This is a genomic window from Erythrobacter aurantius (assembly GCF_023823125.1).
Taxonomy (GTDB): Bacteria; Pseudomonadota; Alphaproteobacteria; order Sphingomonadales; family Sphingomonadaceae; genus Erythrobacter; species Erythrobacter aurantius.
The window spans coordinates 2,056,902-2,073,753 of the sequence record NZ_CP090949.1 but is presented as its reverse complement, the minus strand read 5'-3'; the positions used below and the strand labels follow the sequence as shown (position 1 = coordinate 2,073,753).

General features: G+C 62.0%; 19 protein-coding genes. 8 read left to right on the top strand and 11 right to left on the bottom strand.

What is annotated here, in order from left to right:
* Positions 1 to 29: 29 nt before the first annotated feature.
* From L1K66_RS09855 to L1K66_RS09825, 7 genes are all read right to left on the bottom strand, one after another.
* Positions 30 to 800, bottom strand: a complete 771-nt coding sequence (locus L1K66_RS09855; RefSeq protein WP_252257711.1) for an ABC transporter permease — start codon at positions 798 to 800, stop codon at positions 30 to 32.
* A complete protein-coding gene (locus L1K66_RS09850) occupies positions 797 to 1,738 on the bottom strand; it encodes an ABC transporter ATP-binding protein (RefSeq protein WP_252257710.1) in 942 nt (313 codons plus the stop codon). The genes L1K66_RS09855 and L1K66_RS09850 overlap by 4 nt, the downstream gene beginning before the upstream one ends.
* Positions 1,739 to 1,780: 42 nt before the next feature.
* Positions 1,781 to 2,818 (bottom strand): tRNA preQ1(34) S-adenosylmethionine ribosyltransferase-isomerase QueA, encoded by a 1,038-nt coding sequence (gene queA, locus L1K66_RS09845; RefSeq protein ID WP_034953938.1) that lies wholly within the window; start codon positions 2,816 to 2,818, stop codon positions 1,781 to 1,783.
* Positions 2,819 to 2,863: 45 nt separating this feature from the next.
* Positions 2,864 to 3,574, bottom strand: coding sequence for a peptidylprolyl isomerase (locus tag L1K66_RS09840; RefSeq protein WP_338302487.1), 711 nt, complete (start codon positions 3,572 to 3,574; stop codon positions 2,864 to 2,866).
* A gap of 92 nt (positions 3,575 to 3,666) precedes the next feature.
* Positions 3,667 to 4,179: a pantetheine-phosphate adenylyltransferase gene (gene coaD, locus L1K66_RS09835; RefSeq protein WP_252257707.1), complete on the bottom strand. Its 513-nt coding sequence runs from the start codon at positions 4,177 to 4,179 to the stop codon at positions 3,667 to 3,669.
* A gap of 45 nt (positions 4,180 to 4,224) precedes the next feature.
* Positions 4,225 to 5,139, bottom strand: a complete 915-nt coding sequence (locus L1K66_RS09830) for a polyprenyl synthetase family protein (protein WP_407931941.1) — start codon at positions 5,137 to 5,139, stop codon at positions 4,225 to 4,227.
* A gap of 1 nt (position 5,140) precedes the next feature.
* The gene (locus L1K66_RS09825) at positions 5,141 to 5,410 is read right to left on the bottom strand and encodes an exodeoxyribonuclease VII small subunit (protein WP_252257704.1); all 270 of its coding nucleotides are present in this window, start codon (positions 5,408 to 5,410) and stop codon (positions 5,141 to 5,143) included.
* 105 nt (positions 5,411 to 5,515) lie between these two features.
* Here L1K66_RS09825 and L1K66_RS09820 point away from each other — a divergent pair, with 105 nt between their 5' ends.
* From L1K66_RS09820 to L1K66_RS09805, 4 genes are read left to right on the top strand one after another with little or no spacing between them, the layout of a single operon-like run.
* Positions 5,516 to 5,917 carry a DUF2177 family protein gene (locus tag L1K66_RS09820; RefSeq protein WP_252257703.1) on the top strand — a complete coding sequence of 134 codons (402 nt, stop codon included), beginning with the start codon at positions 5,516 to 5,518 and terminating at the stop codon, positions 5,915 to 5,917.
* Between the two features lie 23 nt (positions 5,918 to 5,940).
* Complete coding sequence (locus L1K66_RS09815) at positions 5,941 to 6,615, top strand: metal-dependent hydrolase (protein ID WP_252257702.1); 675 nt, start codon at positions 5,941 to 5,943, stop codon at positions 6,613 to 6,615.
* Between the two features lie 16 nt (positions 6,616 to 6,631).
* Positions 6,632 to 8,884, top strand: a complete 2,253-nt coding sequence (gene purL, locus L1K66_RS09810; RefSeq protein ID WP_252257701.1) for a phosphoribosylformylglycinamidine synthase subunit PurL — start codon at positions 6,632 to 6,634, stop codon at positions 8,882 to 8,884.
* The gene (locus L1K66_RS09805) at positions 8,869 to 9,207 is read left to right on the top strand and encodes a DUF6122 family protein (protein ID WP_252257700.1); all 339 of its coding nucleotides are present in this window, start codon (positions 8,869 to 8,871) and stop codon (positions 9,205 to 9,207) included. The genes purL and L1K66_RS09805 overlap by 16 nt, the downstream gene beginning before the upstream one ends.
* Here the strand turns inward: L1K66_RS09805 and L1K66_RS09800 are convergent.
* Positions 9,204 to 9,815, bottom strand: a complete 612-nt coding sequence (locus tag L1K66_RS09800) for a hypothetical protein (RefSeq protein WP_252257699.1) — start codon at positions 9,813 to 9,815, stop codon at positions 9,204 to 9,206. The two genes, L1K66_RS09805 and L1K66_RS09800, sit on opposite strands and share 4 nt — an antisense overlap.
* Before the next feature lie 55 nt (positions 9,816 to 9,870).
* On the opposite strand from L1K66_RS09800, the gene L1K66_RS09795 reads away from it, so the two are divergent.
* Entirely contained in the window at positions 9,871 to 10,395 is a 525-nt protein-coding gene (locus tag L1K66_RS09795) for a TetR/AcrR family transcriptional regulator (protein WP_252257698.1), read from the top strand.
* A gap of 24 nt (positions 10,396 to 10,419) precedes the next feature.
* On the opposite strand, the gene L1K66_RS09790 is transcribed toward L1K66_RS09795, so the two are convergent.
* Positions 10,420 to 11,211 (bottom strand): ubiquinone biosynthesis protein COQ4, encoded by a 792-nt coding sequence (locus L1K66_RS09790; RefSeq protein WP_252257697.1) that lies wholly within the window; start codon positions 11,209 to 11,211, stop codon positions 10,420 to 10,422.
* Positions 11,212 to 11,304: 93 nt separating this feature from the next.
* Here L1K66_RS09790 and L1K66_RS09785 point away from each other — a divergent pair, with 93 nt between their 5' ends.
* Positions 11,305 to 11,991, top strand: coding sequence for a nitroreductase family protein (locus L1K66_RS09785; RefSeq protein WP_252257696.1), 687 nt, complete (start codon positions 11,305 to 11,307; stop codon positions 11,989 to 11,991).
* Between the two features lie 6 nt (positions 11,992 to 11,997).
* On the opposite strand, the gene L1K66_RS09780 is transcribed toward L1K66_RS09785, so the two are convergent.
* Both L1K66_RS09780 and serB read right to left on the bottom strand, forming a co-directional pair.
* Positions 11,998 to 12,831 carry a Coq4 family protein gene (locus L1K66_RS09780; RefSeq protein ID WP_252257695.1) on the bottom strand — a complete coding sequence of 278 codons (834 nt, stop codon included), beginning with the start codon at positions 12,829 to 12,831 and terminating at the stop codon, positions 11,998 to 12,000.
* A gap of 130 nt (positions 12,832 to 12,961) precedes the next feature.
* Positions 12,962 to 13,912 carry a phosphoserine phosphatase SerB gene (gene serB / locus L1K66_RS09775; protein WP_252257694.1) on the bottom strand — a complete coding sequence of 317 codons (951 nt, stop codon included), beginning with the start codon at positions 13,910 to 13,912 and terminating at the stop codon, positions 12,962 to 12,964.
* Between serB and miaA the strand changes: the two genes are divergently transcribed.
* Together miaA and ilvB are read left to right on the top strand one after the other, a co-directional pair.
* Positions 13,857 to 14,816 (top strand): tRNA (adenosine(37)-N6)-dimethylallyltransferase MiaA, encoded by a 960-nt coding sequence (miaA, locus tag L1K66_RS09770; RefSeq protein WP_252257693.1) that lies wholly within the window; start codon positions 13,857 to 13,859, stop codon positions 14,814 to 14,816. The two genes, serB and miaA, sit on opposite strands and share 56 nt — an antisense overlap.
* A gap of 272 nt (positions 14,817 to 15,088) precedes the next feature.
* Positions 15,089 to 16,813: a biosynthetic-type acetolactate synthase large subunit gene (gene ilvB / locus L1K66_RS09765; protein WP_252260480.1), complete on the top strand. Its 1,725-nt coding sequence runs from the start codon at positions 15,089 to 15,091 to the stop codon at positions 16,811 to 16,813.
* Positions 16,814 to 16,852 lie beyond the last annotated feature (39 nt).

The window sequence follows — 16,852 nt, the reverse complement described above, 5'->3', positions numbered from 1 at the left end:
GTGCGGGTATCCGCATGTGTGCGCAACTCCTACTCGCGCAGACGCCAACCGGTCTTGAAGATGAAGGCGATGATGGCCGTGCAGATCGCCAGAAATCCAAGCGTCAGGCCCAGCGAAAGCCAGATCGAGACATCCGAAGTGCCATAGAACGTCCAGCGCAGCCCGCTCACCAGAAACGCGATCGGATTGGCGAGCGCAATTGTGCTCCACGGCTCCGGCAGATCGCCGATCGAATAGAAGGTGCCACCCAGAAATGTCAGCGGTGTGAGGATCAGAATTGGAATGATGCCAAGTTTTTCGAAACTGTCGGCCCAGATGCCGAGAATGAAGCCGAACAGCGAAAAACTCGCTGCCACCAGCATGATATAGCCGATGGCGTAAACCGGATGCGCGATCTCGTAATCGACGAAGAAAGTCGCCGTGCCGAGGATGATCGCGGCGAGGATCAAACCCTTGGTCGCTGCCGCTCCGACAAATCCGATCAGCGTTTCGGCAACGCCTACGGGAGCGGATAGCAGTTCGTAAATCGTGCCGGTGAAGCGCGGCATGTAAATGCCGAAACTGGAATTGCTGGTCGTCTCCCCCAACAACGTCAGCATCAGCAGGCCGGGAATGATGAAGGCGCCATATGGCACCCCGCCAATCGGCTCCATCCGAGCGCCGATCACCGTGCCGAACACCACGAAATAGAGCGAAGTCGTCAGCACAGGCGACAGGATCGACTGGAACGCGGTGCGCATCGCCCGCATCAGTTCGCGCTGGTAAATCGACCATGCGCCTCTGGCGTTGAAGCCGCTCATGCCGCTTCCTCCTGGCTCAGAAGATCGACGAAGATGTCTTCAAGCGAGGAATCGTGAATGTCGATACCCCGATAATCGATCCCCGCCGCGACGAGCGCCTTTGTCAGCGCAGCGACTTCTTCACTTCCCGTGCCGCTGCCGTCGCCTCCGCGATAGGTCAGTTGCATCCCGTCTTCGCTGAGGCTGACAGGGAACGCAGCAATGCTTGCGGGCAGTTCGCCAAGCGGCTGCGACAGCGCGATCACCGCCTCGGTCGTTCCCATGCGCTGCATGATCTGGGCCTTGTCATCCACCATGAGGATGCGGCCGCCGCGAATGATACCGACCCGATCGGCCATCAATTCGGCTTCCTCGATGTAATGGGTGGTGAGGATGATCGTGGTGCCGCATTCGCGCAGCGCCGCGATCTGATCCCACATACCCTTGCGCAGTTCGACATCGACCCCGGCGGTCGGCTCGTCCAAGAACAGCAGGTCGGGTTCATGCGCCAGCGCCTTGGCGATCAGGACGCGGCGCTTCATACCGCCCGACAATTCTCGAATCTGGCTGCTGCGCTTCTCCCACAGGCTGAGCGAGCGCAGGATCTCCTCGATGCGCGCCCTGTCCGGGGAATGGCCGAACAGGCCGCGCGAATAGGCTACCGCGCGTTCGACGGTTTCGAACATGTCGGTGCTAAGCTCTTGCGGCACCAGCCCGATGCGTGCGCGTGCCGCACGCCAGTCCTTTGCAAGATCATGGCCGAAAGCGGCGATCGTGCCTGATGTTGGCCGCACCAGCCCGCAGACCGAGCCAATAAGGGTGGTCTTTCCCGCGCCATTGGGGCCGAGCAGCGCGAAGATCTCGCCCTTGCGGATGACGAGATCCACCCCGTCGAGCGCCCTTGTGCCGCCGCTGTAGACCTTGGTCAGGCCTTTGATGTCGAGGATGATTTCGGTCACGCCCCGTCATGTGGCACAGGCACAAGCGATTGCAAGCGCGGCCTATGGCAAAAGCAGGGAAGAATCGCCGTAGGAGTAGAAGCGATACTTGCCCGCGATCGCGTGGGCGTAGGCCGCCATCATCCGATCGCGCCCCATCAAAGCGCTGACCAGCATCATCAGGGTCGATTTGGGCAGGTGGAAATTGGTCATCAATCCGTCCACCGCGCGGAAGGTGTAGCCCGGCGTGATGAAGATGTCGGTATCGCCCGCGAATTCGTGGATCACCCGGTTTTCATCCGCCGCGCTTTCCAGCAGCCGCAGCGAAGTCGTGCCCACTGCGATGATCCGCCCGCCCTCAGCCCGCGCCTGATTGAGCCGCGCGGCAGTGGCGGCATTGATACGGCCAAATTCGGAATGCATCTGGTGATCATCGGTATCGTCCGCCTTCACCGGAAGGAACGTCCCCGCGCCTACGTGCAGCGTCAGCATCTCCCGCTTGATCCCGCGTGCATCCAGCGCGGCGACAAGCCGATCCGTGAAATGGAGCGAAGCGGTGGGTGCGGCAACCGCGCCGTCCTCCTTCGCGAACATGGTCTGGTAATCCTGCTGGTCCTGCTCATCCACGCCGCGCCGCTGCGCGATATAGGGTGGCAAGGGCATGGTTCCGGCGCGGTCCAGCAGCACTTCGACCGGTTCCTCGCCTTCAAAGAACAGCGTGATCGAGCCGTCGCCATGGCGCGCTTCGGCAATCGCGGTGACGCCGCCGCCAAAAACGATCTGGTCGCCTTCCTTCACCCGCTTGGCATTGCGCACAAATGCCTGCCAACGGCGCAAGTCGATGCGTTTGTGTAGCGTCGCGCCGATCCTCGCTTCGCCCCCTGCACGCCGCCCTTCGAGCTGCGCGGGGATCACGCGGGTATCGTTGAACACCAGCACATCGCCCGGTTCGAGCAGGCCGGGCAGGTCCAGCACACCCTTGTCTTCGAAAGCAGCTTCCTGCCCGCGCACCAGCAGCATGCGCGCAGCATCGCGCGGGCGCACCGGGCGCAGCGCGATCAGCTCTTGCGGAAGGTCGAAATCGAACAGGTCAACACGCATGGTAGGCGCGTCTAGTGCCTGCGCGCCGCCTGCGAAAGCCTGTTTCTACTGCAGCGGCGCGTTCAGCAGATCGGCGGTGATTTCCGCTTCGGGCTGCGGTTGCGGCGCGGCGACCGGCTTCGGCTTGCCATCGCTCAGCAGCGAAGCCTGCAGGATGCGCGTCGGGTTCTGCGGCGGCTCCCCGCGGTTGATCGCATCGACAGCGGCCATGTTCTCGATCACGCGGCCGAAATTGGTGTACCGCTTGTCGAGGCTGAAACGCGGATAGAACACGATGAAGAACTGGCTGTTGGCGCTGTTTTCCTCATTCGCGCGGGCCATCGCCACGCTGCCGCGCACATGCGGCATCGGATTGAATTCCTCTTCGAGGTCGGGAAGCTCAGATCCGCCCTGCCCGGTGCCCGTCGGATCGCCGCCCTGCGCCATGAAGCCGTCAATCACGCGGTGGAAGATGATGCCGTCGTAAAAGCCCTGCTGGGTCAGCGTCTTGATCCGCTCGACATGCTTGGGAGCCCATTCCTTCATCAAGCGGATTTTCACCCGTTCGCCATTGGACAGGTCAAGCACCCAGACGTTTTCCGGCTCCACGCTCTGATCATAGACGATATCGGGATAGGTCCGGCGGTCGACTTCCTTGGCGGCGACTTCGTCATCGCGCGAAGTGTCCTGATCGCCCTCGTCGCTTTGCGCAAAGGCGGTGGCAGGAATGGTAAGCAGCGCGAGCGCGGCAAAGGCGCCAAGAGTGTTTTTCAGCATTGCGGTCTTCATCTTGTGATCCGGATTGTGCAGCAGCATCTAACCGTGTGCGGCTGACACTTCAATGAATGACTGGGTGAACGTCACCAGTCTTAATAATCGCCCTTGCGCCCGATCTGGTCGACCCGCGCCACCACTTCCTCGCGCACGGGCGCGCTGACGAAGGGGGTGATGTCGCCGCCGTAGATCGCGATTTCCTTGACCAATTTCGACGCGATCGGTTGCAGCGAGACATCGGCCATGAGGAACACGGTTTCAATATTGTCGTCGAGCTGCTGGTTCATACCCGCCATCTGGTATTCGTATTCGAAATCCGCGACGGCACGCAGCCCGCGGATAATCACCGAGGCGCCCTGATTCTGCGCGAACTTCACCAGCAGCGCGTTGAACCCGACGACCCTGACATTGTCGAGGCCCATGTCCTTCACTTCGCGCTCCACCATGGCAAAGCGTTCCTCGGTCGAGAACATAGGGTTCTTTGAAGGGTTAGTGGTCACGCCGATTATCAGATGATCGACCAGTTTGGCCCCGCGCCGGATGATATCGGCATGTCCCAGAGTGATGGGGTCAAAGGTTCCGGGGTAAATCCCGATGCGGCGTGTCATGTGCTGATCCTCTTGCTCGGCCGGGTTCTGCGCCCGGCTTACCCGTTATCTGTCCCGCTCGACGATAAAGCGCGCCAATGCGCGCAGCGTGTCGGCTTCCTTGCCGTGGCTGGCGAGGTGCGCGATGGCCTGATCGACGAAGGCGCGCGCCTGTTCGCGGGCCTTGTCCACGCCCATCAGCGTGACGAATGTCTGCTTGCCCTGTTCGTCATCCTTGCGCAGCGCCTTGCCGGCCTTTTCCTGATCGCCCTCCACGTCGAGCAGATCGTCGGCAATCTGGAACGCAAGGCCGATATCGCGGGCATAGGCGCGCAGATGCGCGCGGCCTTCGGGTGCCACGCGGCCAAGGATCGCGCCCATTTCCACGCTCGCCGCCAGCAGCGCGCCAGTCTTCAGCTGTTGCAGCCGGGTGATGGTGTGAAGGTCGTATTCAACACCTTCTTCATCGGCGACCATGTCCATCATCTGACCGCCTGCCATGCCGTTCATGCCGCTGGCTGTGCCCAGAGTGGTGATCAGTTCGGACCGGACGAAGGGATCGCTGCAAGTCCCCGGATCAGCCAGAATCTCGAACGCCAGCGCGTGCAGCGCATCACCCGCAAGCACGGCGGTTGCCTCGTCATAGACCTTGTGCACCGTCGGTTTGCCGTGGCGCAAATCGTCATCATCCATGCACGGCAGATCATCGTGGATCAGCGAATAGACGTGGATTGCCTCCACCGCCGTACCGGCGCGCAGCGCGGCGTTGCGATCGACCCCGAACAATTCCGAAGTGCTCACCACCAGCAGCGGGCGTACCCGCTTGCCGCCGCCGATCGCAGCATAACGCATCGCCTCGACGAGCCGGGCGCGCGTGTCAGCGGGCACGGGCATGAAGGCGTCAAAGACCGAATCGACCTCTTCCTGAACCCGCCTGAGATTGTCCCTGAGCTGGTTTCCTTCGGCGCCGACGACGTTCACCTCAATTGCCTCCGTCAAGCGGGACGGTGCCGCTGGGCCTGCCATCGGCCCCGGCAACTATCTTCTCGATCCGGGCCTGCGCCGCATCGAGCCTTTGCTGGCACGCGCTGCGCAATTTCTCGCCCCGTTCGTAAAGCGAAATCGACTGGTCGAGCGGGACGTCACCGCGCTCAAGCTGCTGCACGATTTCCTCCAGCGCAACCAGCGCCTGCTCAAAGGTCAATTGCGAAATGTCATCCGCGCCGGTGGCGGAACTGTTTCCCTCGTCCATGCAGCGGAGCATTGACGGTGCAGCCAAGCCCGGTCAAGGTTCGATCAAGGGGTTCAGCCGTCCAATCGCCGGCCAAATCGAAAAACAAACGGGGAAACGCATCAAATGAGGTGGATAATCGCCACGCTGTGCGCGGCTGTGATCTTCGGATTGCTGGACGCTATGTGGCTGCGCTGGGCCGCGGACAATCTCTATCGCCCGGTAATCGGCGAAATCATGGCCGACGAATTCGACATGATCGCAGCGGGCGCTTTCTACGTCATCTATCTGCTCGGGACGATCTGGTTCGCGGTGCGCCCCGGCGTCGAATCGGGCAAGGTCAGCGTGGCACTGCTCAACGGCGTGCTATTGGGCGGGCTGTGCTACGCCACATTCGACCTGACGAGCCAGGCGGTGTTCAAGGTGTGGGCAACCCATGTGACGCTGGCCGACATTGCATGGGGCGCGTTTGCGACCGGCACGACCAGTGCGATCGTTACCTGGATCACGCTCAAATACACCGACTGACATAACAACTACGGGGCGCACGCATGTTCATTGGTCATTTCGCACCGGCATTCCTAGCTGCAGCCGTCTATTCGCGCGGCCCCAAGCTGGGGACCTATTTCGTCGCCGCGCAGCTGGTGGACTGGGGGTTCTTCGGCCTTGCCACCGTTGGCATCGAGAAAATGCGGATTGATCCCGATGCGACGGTGATGGTGCCGTTCGACCTTTATTTCATGCCCTACACCCACAGCCTTGCCGGGGCGGCGATCTGGGCGCTGGTGTTCGCGATTGGCGTCGCGATCTGGCACCGCGACAGTATTGCAGGGTTGCTTACGGCAGGCGTTGTGCTGTCGCACTGGGGGCTGGACTGGCTGACCCACCGCCCCGATCTCACTCTGGCAGGCGGACCGGATACCTATGGCCTTGGCCTGTGGAACTTTCCCCAAATCGCCATGCCACTGGAAATCGGCATCACGCTTGGCGCCTTCCTGTTCTACATCATGCGATCGCGCGGCCCGCTGGGCCAGCCCCTGATCCTGATGGCCGTCCTGCTGCTGTTGCAGGCGTTCAACTGGTTTGCGCCGCACCCGGATGCCGCAGGTCTTTTCCTCTACATTCAGGCGCTGTTTGCGTTTGCGCTGGTGACAGCGCTGGCGTTCTGGGTGGGGAAGAATCGTTACTTCATGCATCGTCGTGGCTTGGCGATGGCGAGACTGTGACCTATGGGCTTCGCCCATGACCACAGACACCCGCCAGATCACCCCTGAAACCGTCGAACAGCACGGCCTTTCGCCTGAGGAATACGAGCGCGTTCTCAATGCGCTTGGCCGCGAGCCCAACCTTGTAGAGCTCGGGATTTTCTCGGTCATGTGGTCCGAGCATTGCAGCTACAAGTCGAGCCGCCTGCACCTGAAGAAACTGCCTACAGAGGCACCGTGGGTAATCTGCGGCCCGGGGGAGAACGCGGGCGTGATCGACATCGGTGATGGCCAAGCGGCGATCTTCAAGATGGAGAGCCACAACCACCCCTCTTACATCGAACCGTATCAGGGCGCGGCGACGGGCGTTGGCGGCATCCTGCGCGACGTCTTCACTATGGGTGCGCGGCCCGTGGCGAACATGAACGCGTTGCGTTTCGGACGGCCCGATCACCCGAAGATGAAGCATCTGGTGCAGGGCGTGGTCGCGGGAATCGGCGGATACGGCAATTGCGTGGGCGTGCCGACCGTGGGCGGAGAAACGAATTTCCACCCCGCCTATGACGGCAACATCCTCGTCAACGCCATGACCGTCGGCATCGCCGATGCTGACAAGATTTTCTATTCGGCCGCCACCGGCGTCGGCAATCCGATCGTCTATGTCGGATCGAAGACCGGGCGTGACGGCATCCACGGCGCGACCATGGCTTCTGCCGATTTCGAGGAAGACGCCGAAGCCAAGCGCCCAACGGTGCAGGTCGGCGATCCCTTCACCGAAAAACTGCTGATCGAGGCGTGTCTTGAACTGATGGCGACCGATGCGATCGTCGCCATTCAGGATATGGGCGCGGCTGGCCTCACCTCCTCCAGCGTCGAAATGGCAACCAATGGCAAGGCCGGCATCCGGCTCGACATGAACAAGGTGCCCTGCCGCGAAGAGGGCATGACGCCCTATGAAATGATGCTGTCGGAAAGCCAGGAGCGAATGCTCATGGTGCTCAAACCCGGCAAGGAGGCCATGGCAGAGGCGATCTTCCGCAAGTGGGAGCTCGATTTCGCGGTGATCGGCGAAGTGACCGACACCCGCCACATGGTGCTGGAATTCGATGGCGAAGTCGTGTGCGACATTCCGCTCGGCCCGCTGGCAGCCGACGCGCCCGAATATGATCGTCCATACCTGTCGAAAGAGGAATACACCGCATGGGCTGGCATCACCCCGATGCAGGACGTGCCCGACACCGACAATCCGGGCGCGGACCTGCTCAAACTGCTTGCCAGCACCAACCTCGCCTCGCGCCGGTGGATTGCCGAACAATATGACAGCCAGGTGATGGCCGACACGCTCCAGACCGGGGGCGATGCGGCTGTCGTGCGCGTTCACGGCACCGGGAAGGCGCTGGCGATCAGCACCGATTGCACCCCGCGCTATGTCCATGCCGATCCGTATGAAGGCGGCAAGCAGGCGATTGCAGAGGCTTATCGCAACCTGTGCGCGGTAGGTGCGCGTCCGTTGGCGGTGACCAACTGCCTCAATTTCGCGAACCCGCAACGTCCCGAGATCATGAGCCAGTTCGTCCACGCTCTCGAAGGCATGGGCGATGCCTGCCGGGCGCTCGATTTCCCGATCGTGTCGGGCAACGTCTCGCTCTACAACGAAAGCAAGGCGACCGGCGGCGGCAGCGCAATCCTGCCCACCCCGGCAATCGGCGGCGTCGGCATTCTCGAAGACGCCAGCGTGATGGTGACCCCGGCGTTCAAGGGTGAAGGCGATGCGATCTACCTGATCGCGCCCGAATTCTGGGCCAAGCCCGATCCGACCCGTTCGCACCTCGGCAAGTCGCTGTGGCTCGATGTGGTCAAGGGCCGCGACGAAGGGCGCGCTCCGCCTGTTGATCTCGCAGCCGAACTCGGTGCGGGTCACATCGTGCGGGCTCTGATCCGCGATGGTCTGGTCAATGCGGTGCACGATCTGTCCGACGGCGGACTGGCCGTGGCGCTGGCGGAAATGGCGATGAGCGGCGGCATCGGCGCCGAAGTCACCGCCAGCACCGACTACACCGCCGCACAATGGTGGTTTGGCGAGGATCAGGCGCGCTACATCGTCACCGTTTCGCCCGAGCAATTCGAAGCCTTCAACGAGGAGCTTGCACGCGGGCCGGAGATTGCCGAGGCCGAACTGGTGGGCTTCCACCGCATCGGCACCGTCGGCGGTGACAGCCTACTTGGCGTATCGCTGGCTGACATGCGGGCGGCGCACGAAAGCTTCTTTGCCGAATGGATGGAAGCATAGAGCTTCTTCAGCCCCTGCTGCATTACGGCGGGCATTTCATCGTCCCGTTCCTGATCGCCGCGCTGATCTGGCGCGGCGAATGGAAACGCAGCGGGGCGGTGATGGTCGCGGCGAACCTGATCGATCTCGATCATCTGCTGGCTGATCCGATCTTTGATCCCAACCGGTGCAGCATCGGCTTCCACCTGCTGCACGGGTGGGAAGCCGCGCTTGCCTATCTCGCCCTGCTGCTTGTGCCGCGATGGTGGGTGCGCGCCTTTGCTCTGGGCGCGCTATGGCACCTTGCGGTCGATTATGGCGATTGCTCGATGCAGGGGCTTTAAGCCGTCTGAGGCTGCCCCTGCCGCACCATGACAATGCCGAGCAGGACCAGCCACGCAAGCTGCGCGATGTAAGTCGCCATCGCCCCGTAAAACCGCATGTCGATAACCCCGGCGACAAGCAGCGCCGCTGGCACCAGTCCTGCGAGAACACCCAGCGCCCCGGTCACCCGCCAGCCTGATTGCCACAGCGCAACGGCAAAGCAGGCGATCCCCGCCCCCATTGCCACGGCACCATTGCGCGCGAATTGCTGGTTTATCTCCCACGCCAGTTCACCGATGCCCGGTCCGATCACATCCGCCGGATATTCGGCGATTGCAGGCACGACAAAGCCGTTGATTGTCCCTGCGACAAGCGCCCCCAGCGTCCCGACGATTACAAGGCCAAGCGCCAGAGCCGTCTTGAGGTTCCATCCCAGCGCCCGTGCGAGCAACGCCATCACCGCCGGTTGCACCACGATCATGGCGAGCAGCGCGCCATGAACCCCTCGGATCAGACCCGGACCGTCGCCGCCGTGCGGATGATGATGCATCAGCACCACCGCCAACAGCGCCGACGCGGCCAGCGTGATCCCGGCGGAGCGCAAGGATTGCAGTTTCTCGATATCCATGATTAGCCTTCCTTTTTGGTCGGCAATCAATGGCGCCAATGCGGGAGTGACAACAATGGACAATGTCGGTCAAAAGTCCGGTTCGACCCGCGACACCACCCGCGCGCAGATCGTCTCGACCTTCAATCGACTGTTGCTTGAAGGCGAAAGCAAACGCCCGCGCGTTGCCGAAATCGTTGCCGAAGCCGGAGTGGCGCGCAGCACTTTCTACGATCACTTCGACGGGGTCGAAGCGCTGTTCGATGAAAGCCTTTCCATGCTGCTTGGCCGGATCGCGAAGGCGATTGTCGGTGCCGACGATCGGGAGGACATGGTCTGGCTGCTGGAGCACATTTACGAAAACCGCGAGCGTGGCCGCGACCTGCTGGCAGGCCCCAGTGCCGACCGGACGGAAAAGCTATTGTCGCGGCTGTTGTTGCAGGAGCTCGAAGGAAAAACCGACGCGCGGCTCCACGCGATCCTGATCGCCGGAACGGTGATGGCCGCGCTTGGCGCGTGGGTGGCGGGCCAGCTCTCGGCTAGACCGGAAGAACTGGCGACCCGGCTGCTCAAGACGGGCCAGGCGATATTGCAAGCCTGATCGCGCAAGCGCGGTCGGACCCGTCTAGGCCGCTTGGGCCTCAGACAGGCCGAGTGTTTCCTCGGCAAAGCCTTCGCTCTGCAATTCGGCAAGGCACTGGCGGTAAATCACCGGTTTGCCGATGCCGAGCCGCGCGCGAGCGGCGTCGATATCTTCGCGCATCACCGCTTCGACATCCATATGCGCCAGCTTGGCCGCGGCCTTGCCCAGACGCTGCCCTTCGCGCACGGCGGAAAACAGCGGTGCGGCGGTGCCGGTCACCTTCTTGATCTGGCGCGCACCGGCATAGGCGATGAACAGGATGCCCTTGTTGTGGTTCTGCGAATAGCTGAAGCCCAAGAGGCACGCCTCGCCCAAGGCATCGCGGCCATAGCCGGTCAAAACGTGAAACAGATCATGCGTGTCGCGCAGGCGGTTGAAATACCATTCGGTGAGATCGTCGGGACGGGATTCGGGCGGCGCCCACTTGTGGCTTTCCGCAACCAGTCCGGCGGCGGACAGGCCTTCGCGCTTCATGAAGGCCATGTAATGTTTGCCCACCGAATTTTCCGGCAGATCGGCCCAGCGGGCGTGATCGTCGAGCATGGCGGGAATATCGACTTCGTCGCGCAGGAACCGCTGGCCTTCGGGCGAACGGATGAAATCCCATGCCTGACGATGGCTCTTGCGGCCCTTGGTCGCCTCGATGATGTGGAACACCTGTTCGGTGTCTTCCTTGTCTTCGACCAGCTTGGCGAAGTGGCGCAGCACCTTGCCCGGTTGGAAACCGGCGATCTTGCGGTCGGGCGATACCAGCGGACGATCAATCAAAGCCATCGGGGACTCCTGCTCTCAACCCTCACTATTTACACCCCTGTCAGTTAATTGTCCACTTCACTTTGCGAAGGGAAAGGGTGATAGCGGCGGCCTATGAAAACGCATGAAACCGTCCCCTTTTCGCTCGAAACCCTGCCTGATCACGAAAGCGTGGCGCGTGCGCAATCCTTGCGTGACCGGCTGAAGCAACGGCGCACCTGCCGGTATTTCTCCGACGCGCCCGTCCCGCCCGAAGTGATCGAAGCCGCGATCGAGGCAGCCGGGACCGCCCCCAATGGCGCGAACCACCAGCCCTGGCACTTCGCCGTGGTGCAATCGCCGGAAAAGAAACGCGCCATCCGCGAAGCCGCCGAAGCCGAAGAGCGGCGCTTTTACGGAGAGGACGGCGGTGATCCCAAGGCGAGCGAGGAATGGCTCGGCGCGCTCAGGGATCTGGGCACCGATGCGGACAAACCCTTCCTTGAAACCGCGCCCTACCTCATCGTCGTCTTCGCGCAGCGCAAGGGCGGGATCGACGAGGACGGCAAGACGCAGAATTACTACGTCAACGAAAGCGTCGGGATCGCCTGCGGAATGCTGATTGCGACCCTGCACGAAGCGGGACTGGCGACGCTCACCCACACGCCCTCGCCCATGGGTTTCCTGCGCGAGGCATGCGGGCGGCCCGAATGGGAAAAGCCGCTGATGATCGTGGTGGTCGGCAGGCCGAGCGAGGACGCAACCGTCCCCGCCCATGCCCTGAAGAAAAAGCCGTTGAGCCAGATTTCAAGCTGGCTCTGAAACGGTTTACGCCGCGAGCGGTTCGCCGCCTTCGTTTTCGCTGGCGAGCAGGTTGTAAGGGTCGATCCCTTCCGAACGCCACACCCGGTGACATTCGCGGTAAACGCTCGGTTCTGGGATGTTGAGCGCAGCTCGCACGCTTTCGATCGGCTGCTTCAGCAGTTCGCGGATCGGCTGTTCGATCAGGCGTGGTGCGCCCTTGCCGGTGCGCTTGGCCTGATTGACCGCGCCCATCACGGGTGCCTTGCTGCCCTTAACCTGCATTTTGATATTGAGCGCGCCGGCATAGCCGATCAGCAGATGCCCGTGCGCGGGCGACTGGCCGTGCGTGAACAGCAGCACGCATTGTTCGCCCAGAGCATCGCGGCCATAGCCGGTCAGCACATGGAACAGATCATGCGTGTCGCGCGAACGCTCGGCAAACCACTGAACCAGATCATTGTATTTCGGACGGCCCAGCTTTTCCGCTTCGGCCACCAGGCCGGCAGCCGAAAGACCTTCGGTTTCCATGAAGTCGCAATAGGCATGGGCCAGACTACCCTTGGGCGTCTTGCGCAGTTCTGCGTGATCGTCGAGGATTTCGGGCAGGCTCGGTTCGCTGCTGCGCAGGAATTCGCCGCGCTCGGACAGCGCCAGCTCCTTCACCCGCGGCAGAAAATCGTTCGAAGGGAGCGATTCATAGATCTTGAAGACAAGGCTGGTATCTTCCTTGTCCTTCATCAGCAGTCGGAAATTCTTGACCGCACGCGTCAGCGAATAGCGCGGTTCAGGCCGGTCGGGATGGCGCAGAACAGTGCCGTCAGCGGCGAACAGGGCGGAATAATCGGCAGCGGATGACATTTCGGGGCAAGGCCTCTTGTGCGATGGAAACGGATCGCGACGCGATAGCATCACTTACTTACATTTGTGTAAATAACACCCTTGGGTTCAAAAATCAAAACCCATTTTCCGTCAATTCACCGCAAGCTTGTCACAACCCGGCCCAATCCTTGCGCGAGATACCCAGCAGCGAAAGAATCGCGGTGAGATCGCCCCGGTCGATCCGCCCGTTCGCCGCAGACCGTGCCTTGGGCTTGGCGCGATAGGCAAAGCCATAAGTCGCCGCCTCGATCATCGGAATGTCATTGGCACCATCACCGCTGGCCAGCACACCTGCGCCCTCACCCAGCAATGCCGCCTCTTCCTGCAAAACGGCTAGCTTGGTGCTTGCATCCGAAATCGGCCCGTCAAGCGTGCCGGTCAGCTTGCCCCCTTCCACGGCAAGGCGATTGCCCACCACCCGATCAAACCCCAGCATCTCCGCGACCGGATCAGCGAAATGATGGAAACCGCCCGTCACCAGCACATTGCGACAACCATGCGCCTTCAGTGTCTCACTTAATACCTTTGCGCCCGGCGTGGGCGTGATCCGCTCTGCCAGACATTGCGCAATCGCGCCTTCGTCCAGCCCGCCAAGCAGCGCGACACGTTCGGTCAGCGCGCTTTGAAAATCGAGTTCGCCCTGCATCGCGCGTTCGGTTATCTCGGCAATGCGGTCCTTGATCCCTGCATAGTCGGCCAGCTCGTCGATGCATTCCTGCCCGATCATGGTGGAATCCATGTCGGATACGAACAGTTGCGGCACAGTGATTGGCGCGGATGCCAGCAGAGTGTCGCACGGGCCGAAATGCACCTCGATAAAGCCGTGGACCGCCTCGGGCTCGTCAAGGTCGAATTGCAGCTCCAGCACAGGCTCGGACAAAGGCAATCGCTCCACCGATTGCAGCGCCCGATCGACGGTGCTGCCCACCAGACTTTGCTCCAGCGTTGCCCTCATCTGATTGAGGCGTGTTTCCCAATCGTCATTGTCTGCTATCAGCCGCGCGATGAGCACCAAGGAATCTCCCATGAAGACGACCAGTGCGCCGCCTGTCGCGCTCATTGCAGGGCCGACAGCCAGCGGCAAGAGCGCGATTGCGGTAAAGCTGGCACAGGCGCTGGCAAAGCGCGGACAAACCGGCGTGGTGATTAACGCCGACAGCGCGCAGGTCTATGCCGATCTGCAAGTGCTTTCCGCCCGCCCGACCGAGGAGGAAATGGCGGGGATCGAACACCGCCTGTTCGGGACCTGGGACGGCGCGGAGGCCTGTTCGGCCGCGGCATGGGCCGTGCGGGCCAAGGATGAAATTGCCGATTGCCATGCCAATGGCGCGGTGCCGATCCTGGTCGGCGGCACGGGCATGTATCTCAAGGTGCTGATCGAAGGCATCGCCCCCATCCCCGAAATAGAGCCCGAAGTCCGCGAAGTGGTTCGCGCGATGTCGACGCAAGCCGCCTATGCCGCGCTGATGATCGAAGACCCCTTGCGCGCCGCCGCGCTCGATCCGGGCGACAGCCAGCGCATTTCGCGCGCGCTGGAGGTGAAGCGTTCGACAGGGGTGACGCTGGGCGACTGGCAACAGGCCAAAACCGGCGGGATCGGGGAGGAAGTGACGCTGCACCCGCTGGTGCTGATGCCCGAACGCCAGTGGGTCTATGATCGCTGCGACCAGCGGTTTGCGCAGATGATCGAGGCCGGGGCGTTGGAAGAAGTCGAAACCCTGCTGGCGCGCGATCTTTCGCCCGATCTTCCGGTGATGCGCGCCATCGGCGTGGCCGAGGTGGCGGCCTTGGTGCGCGGCGAATGCACCAGGGAAGAAGCCATCGCCGCCGGTTCGCAGGCAACGCGGCAATATGCGAAGCGCCAGTTCACCTGGCTGCGCAACCAGTGCCCGGACGATTGGCCGCGAGTTGAATCGCAAAATATCGACGTTGAGGCAATTTTCGCATCATTATTACAAGATTAATGGTTGACGCGTTAGATTCTGCCATCTAGCGGGGGTGCAAGACAGGGCCCTTCGGGTCGCTTGGCTCTGTCATCAAACACCGGTATGAACCGGGAAACAAACGAAGGCGAAGGTTACTCAAGTCATGCTCATTGTCATTCTTGTACGGGAAACGGGCTGACTCGGGGTTTGCGACAGTGAATTTCCGGACCGGCCCGATGCGAACTTCCGCCTCGGGCCGTTTTCATAGGTAGGAGAATAAAGTGGCGAAGCGCTCTGGGGCCGCCTTGTTGATGGAATGCCTGATCGAACAGGGGGTCGAATATGTGTTCGGCTATCCCGGCGGTGCGGTGCTGCCCATCTATGACGAGCTGTTCGGCGATGAACGCATCCGGCACATCCTCGTCCGCCATGAAGCAGGCGCGGCGCACGCTGCCGAAGGATATGCACGCGCCACCGGCAAGCCGGGCGTGGTGCTGGTGACTTCAGGTCCGGGCGCGACCAATGCCGTCACCGGCATTGCCGATGCCTTCCTCGATTCCATTCCGATGGTCGTCATCACCGGACAGGTGCCCACCGCGCTGATCGGGACTGACGCGTTTCAGGAAGCCGACACGGTCGGCATCACCCGCCACTGCACCAAGCACAACTATCTGGTGAAAGACCCCGCCGATCTGGTCGCGACGGTGCAGGAAGCGTTCCGCATCGCCACCACCGGCCGCCCCGGCCCGGTCGTGATCGACATTCCCAAGGACGTGCAGATCGCCGTCCCGTCCAAAAGCCACGCCGTCGTCGCACCCGGATCGCATCGCTATGCGCCGCAGATGGTCGCCCCGGCGGAACAGGTGGCCGAAGCGGTCGAGATGATCGCCAGCGCCGAACGCCCGATCCTCTACACCGGCGGCGGGGTGATCAATTCCGGGCCGGAGGCAAGCCGCCTGCTGCGCGCGTTTCAGGATATGACGGGCGCGCCCGTGACATCGACGCTGATGGGCCTTGGCGCTTTCCCCTCCACTCATCCCGACTGGCTCGGCATGCTGGGGATGCACGGCACCTACGAAGCCAACATGGCGATGAACAAATGCGATGTGATGGTCTGCATCGGCGCCCGCTTTGATGACCGGGTGACCGGCAGGCTCGATGCGTTTTCGCCTGACAGCAAGAAAATCCACATCGACATCGATCGCAGCTCGATCAACAAGAACGTGCCTGTCGACCTCGGCATTGTCGGCGATTGCGCGACCGTGCTGGAACAGCTGATCACCGCATGGGGCAGCCGCAAGGCGCAGGACATGGGCGAATGGAAGGCACGGATCGCCGGCTGGCGCGCGCGGGAATGCCTCGCCTATCCCGAAAGGTCGAAGAAAGAGCCCAACGCGATCATGCCGCAAAAGGCGGTGGAGCGGCTCTACGCGCTCACGCACAAGCGCAAGCCGATCATCACCACCGAAGTCGGCCAGCACCAGATGTGGGCGGCGCAGTATTTCGGGTTCGAAGATCCCAACAAATGGCTCACCTCGGGCGGGCTCGGGACGATGGGCTACGGCCTGCCTGCCGCTATCGGCGCGCAACTTGGCCATCCGGACGCGCTGGTGATCGACATTGCGGGCGAAGCCAGCATTCAAATGAACATCCAGGAACTTGGTACCGCGTCGCAGTACCGCCTGCCGGTCAAGATTTTCATCCTGAACAACGAATACATGGGCATGGTCCGCCAGTGGCAGGAACTGACCTATGAAAGCCGCTATTCGAACAGCTATTCCGACAGCCTGCCCGATTTCGTGAAGCTGGCGGAGGCCTATGGCTGGAAGGGCATAAGGATTGAGCGCGAGGAAGACCTCGACGCAGGGATCCAGCGGATGATCGATCACGACGGCCCCGTCATCGTCGATTGCTGCGTTGCCAAGGACGCCAACTGCCTGCCGATGATCCCGTCAGGCGCGGCGCACACCGACATGCTGCTGTATGGCGACGCCCACGGCGGCACCATGGACGACGAAGCGAAGGCGCTGGTTTAAGGGGCGGCCGCATGGCCGCGCGCAAGGGATAATCCGACA

Coding starts and splice junctions, on each gene's coding strand:
- L1K66_RS09855 (WP_252257711.1), bottom strand. CDS start 800: ATGAGCGGCTTCAACGCCAGAGGCGCATGGTCGATTTACCAGCGCGAA.
- queA (WP_034953938.1), bottom strand. CDS start 2,818: ATGCGTGTTGACCTGTTCGATTTCGACCTTCCGCAAGAGCTGATCGCG.
- L1K66_RS09840 (WP_338302487.1), bottom strand. CDS start 3,574: ATGCTGAAAAACACTCTTGGCGCCTTTGCCGCGCTCGCGCTGCTTACC.
- coaD (WP_252257707.1), bottom strand. CDS start 4,179: ATGACACGCCGCATCGGGATTTACCCCGGAACCTTTGACCCCATCACT.
- L1K66_RS09825 (WP_252257704.1), bottom strand. CDS start 5,410: ATGGACGAGGGAAACAGTTCCGCCACCGGCGCGGATGACATTTCGCAA.
- L1K66_RS09820 (WP_252257703.1), top strand. CDS start 5,516: ATGAGGTGGATAATCGCCACGCTGTGCGCGGCTGTGATCTTCGGATTG.
- L1K66_RS09815 (WP_252257702.1), top strand. CDS start 5,941: ATGTTCATTGGTCATTTCGCACCGGCATTCCTAGCTGCAGCCGTCTAT.
- purL (WP_252257701.1), top strand. CDS start 6,632: ATGACCACAGACACCCGCCAGATCACCCCTGAAACCGTCGAACAGCAC.
- L1K66_RS09805 (WP_252257700.1), top strand. CDS start 8,869: ATGGATGGAAGCATAGAGCTTCTTCAGCCCCTGCTGCATTACGGCGGG.
- L1K66_RS09800 (WP_252257699.1), bottom strand. CDS start 9,815: ATGGATATCGAGAAACTGCAATCCTTGCGCTCCGCCGGGATCACGCTG.
- L1K66_RS09795 (WP_252257698.1), top strand. CDS start 9,871: ATGGACAATGTCGGTCAAAAGTCCGGTTCGACCCGCGACACCACCCGC.
- L1K66_RS09790 (WP_252257697.1), bottom strand. CDS start 11,211: ATGGCTTTGATTGATCGTCCGCTGGTATCGCCCGACCGCAAGATCGCC.
- L1K66_RS09785 (WP_252257696.1), top strand. CDS start 11,305: ATGAAAACGCATGAAACCGTCCCCTTTTCGCTCGAAACCCTGCCTGAT.
- L1K66_RS09780 (WP_252257695.1), bottom strand. CDS start 12,831: ATGTCATCCGCTGCCGATTATTCCGCCCTGTTCGCCGCTGACGGCACT.
- miaA (WP_252257693.1), top strand. CDS start 13,857: ATGAGCACCAAGGAATCTCCCATGAAGACGACCAGTGCGCCGCCTGTC.
- serB (WP_252257694.1), bottom strand. CDS start 13,912: ATGAGCGCGACAGGCGGCGCACTGGTCGTCTTCATGGGAGATTCCTTG.
- ilvB (WP_252260480.1), top strand. CDS start 15,089: ATGGAATGCCTGATCGAACAGGGGGTCGAATATGTGTTCGGCTATCCC.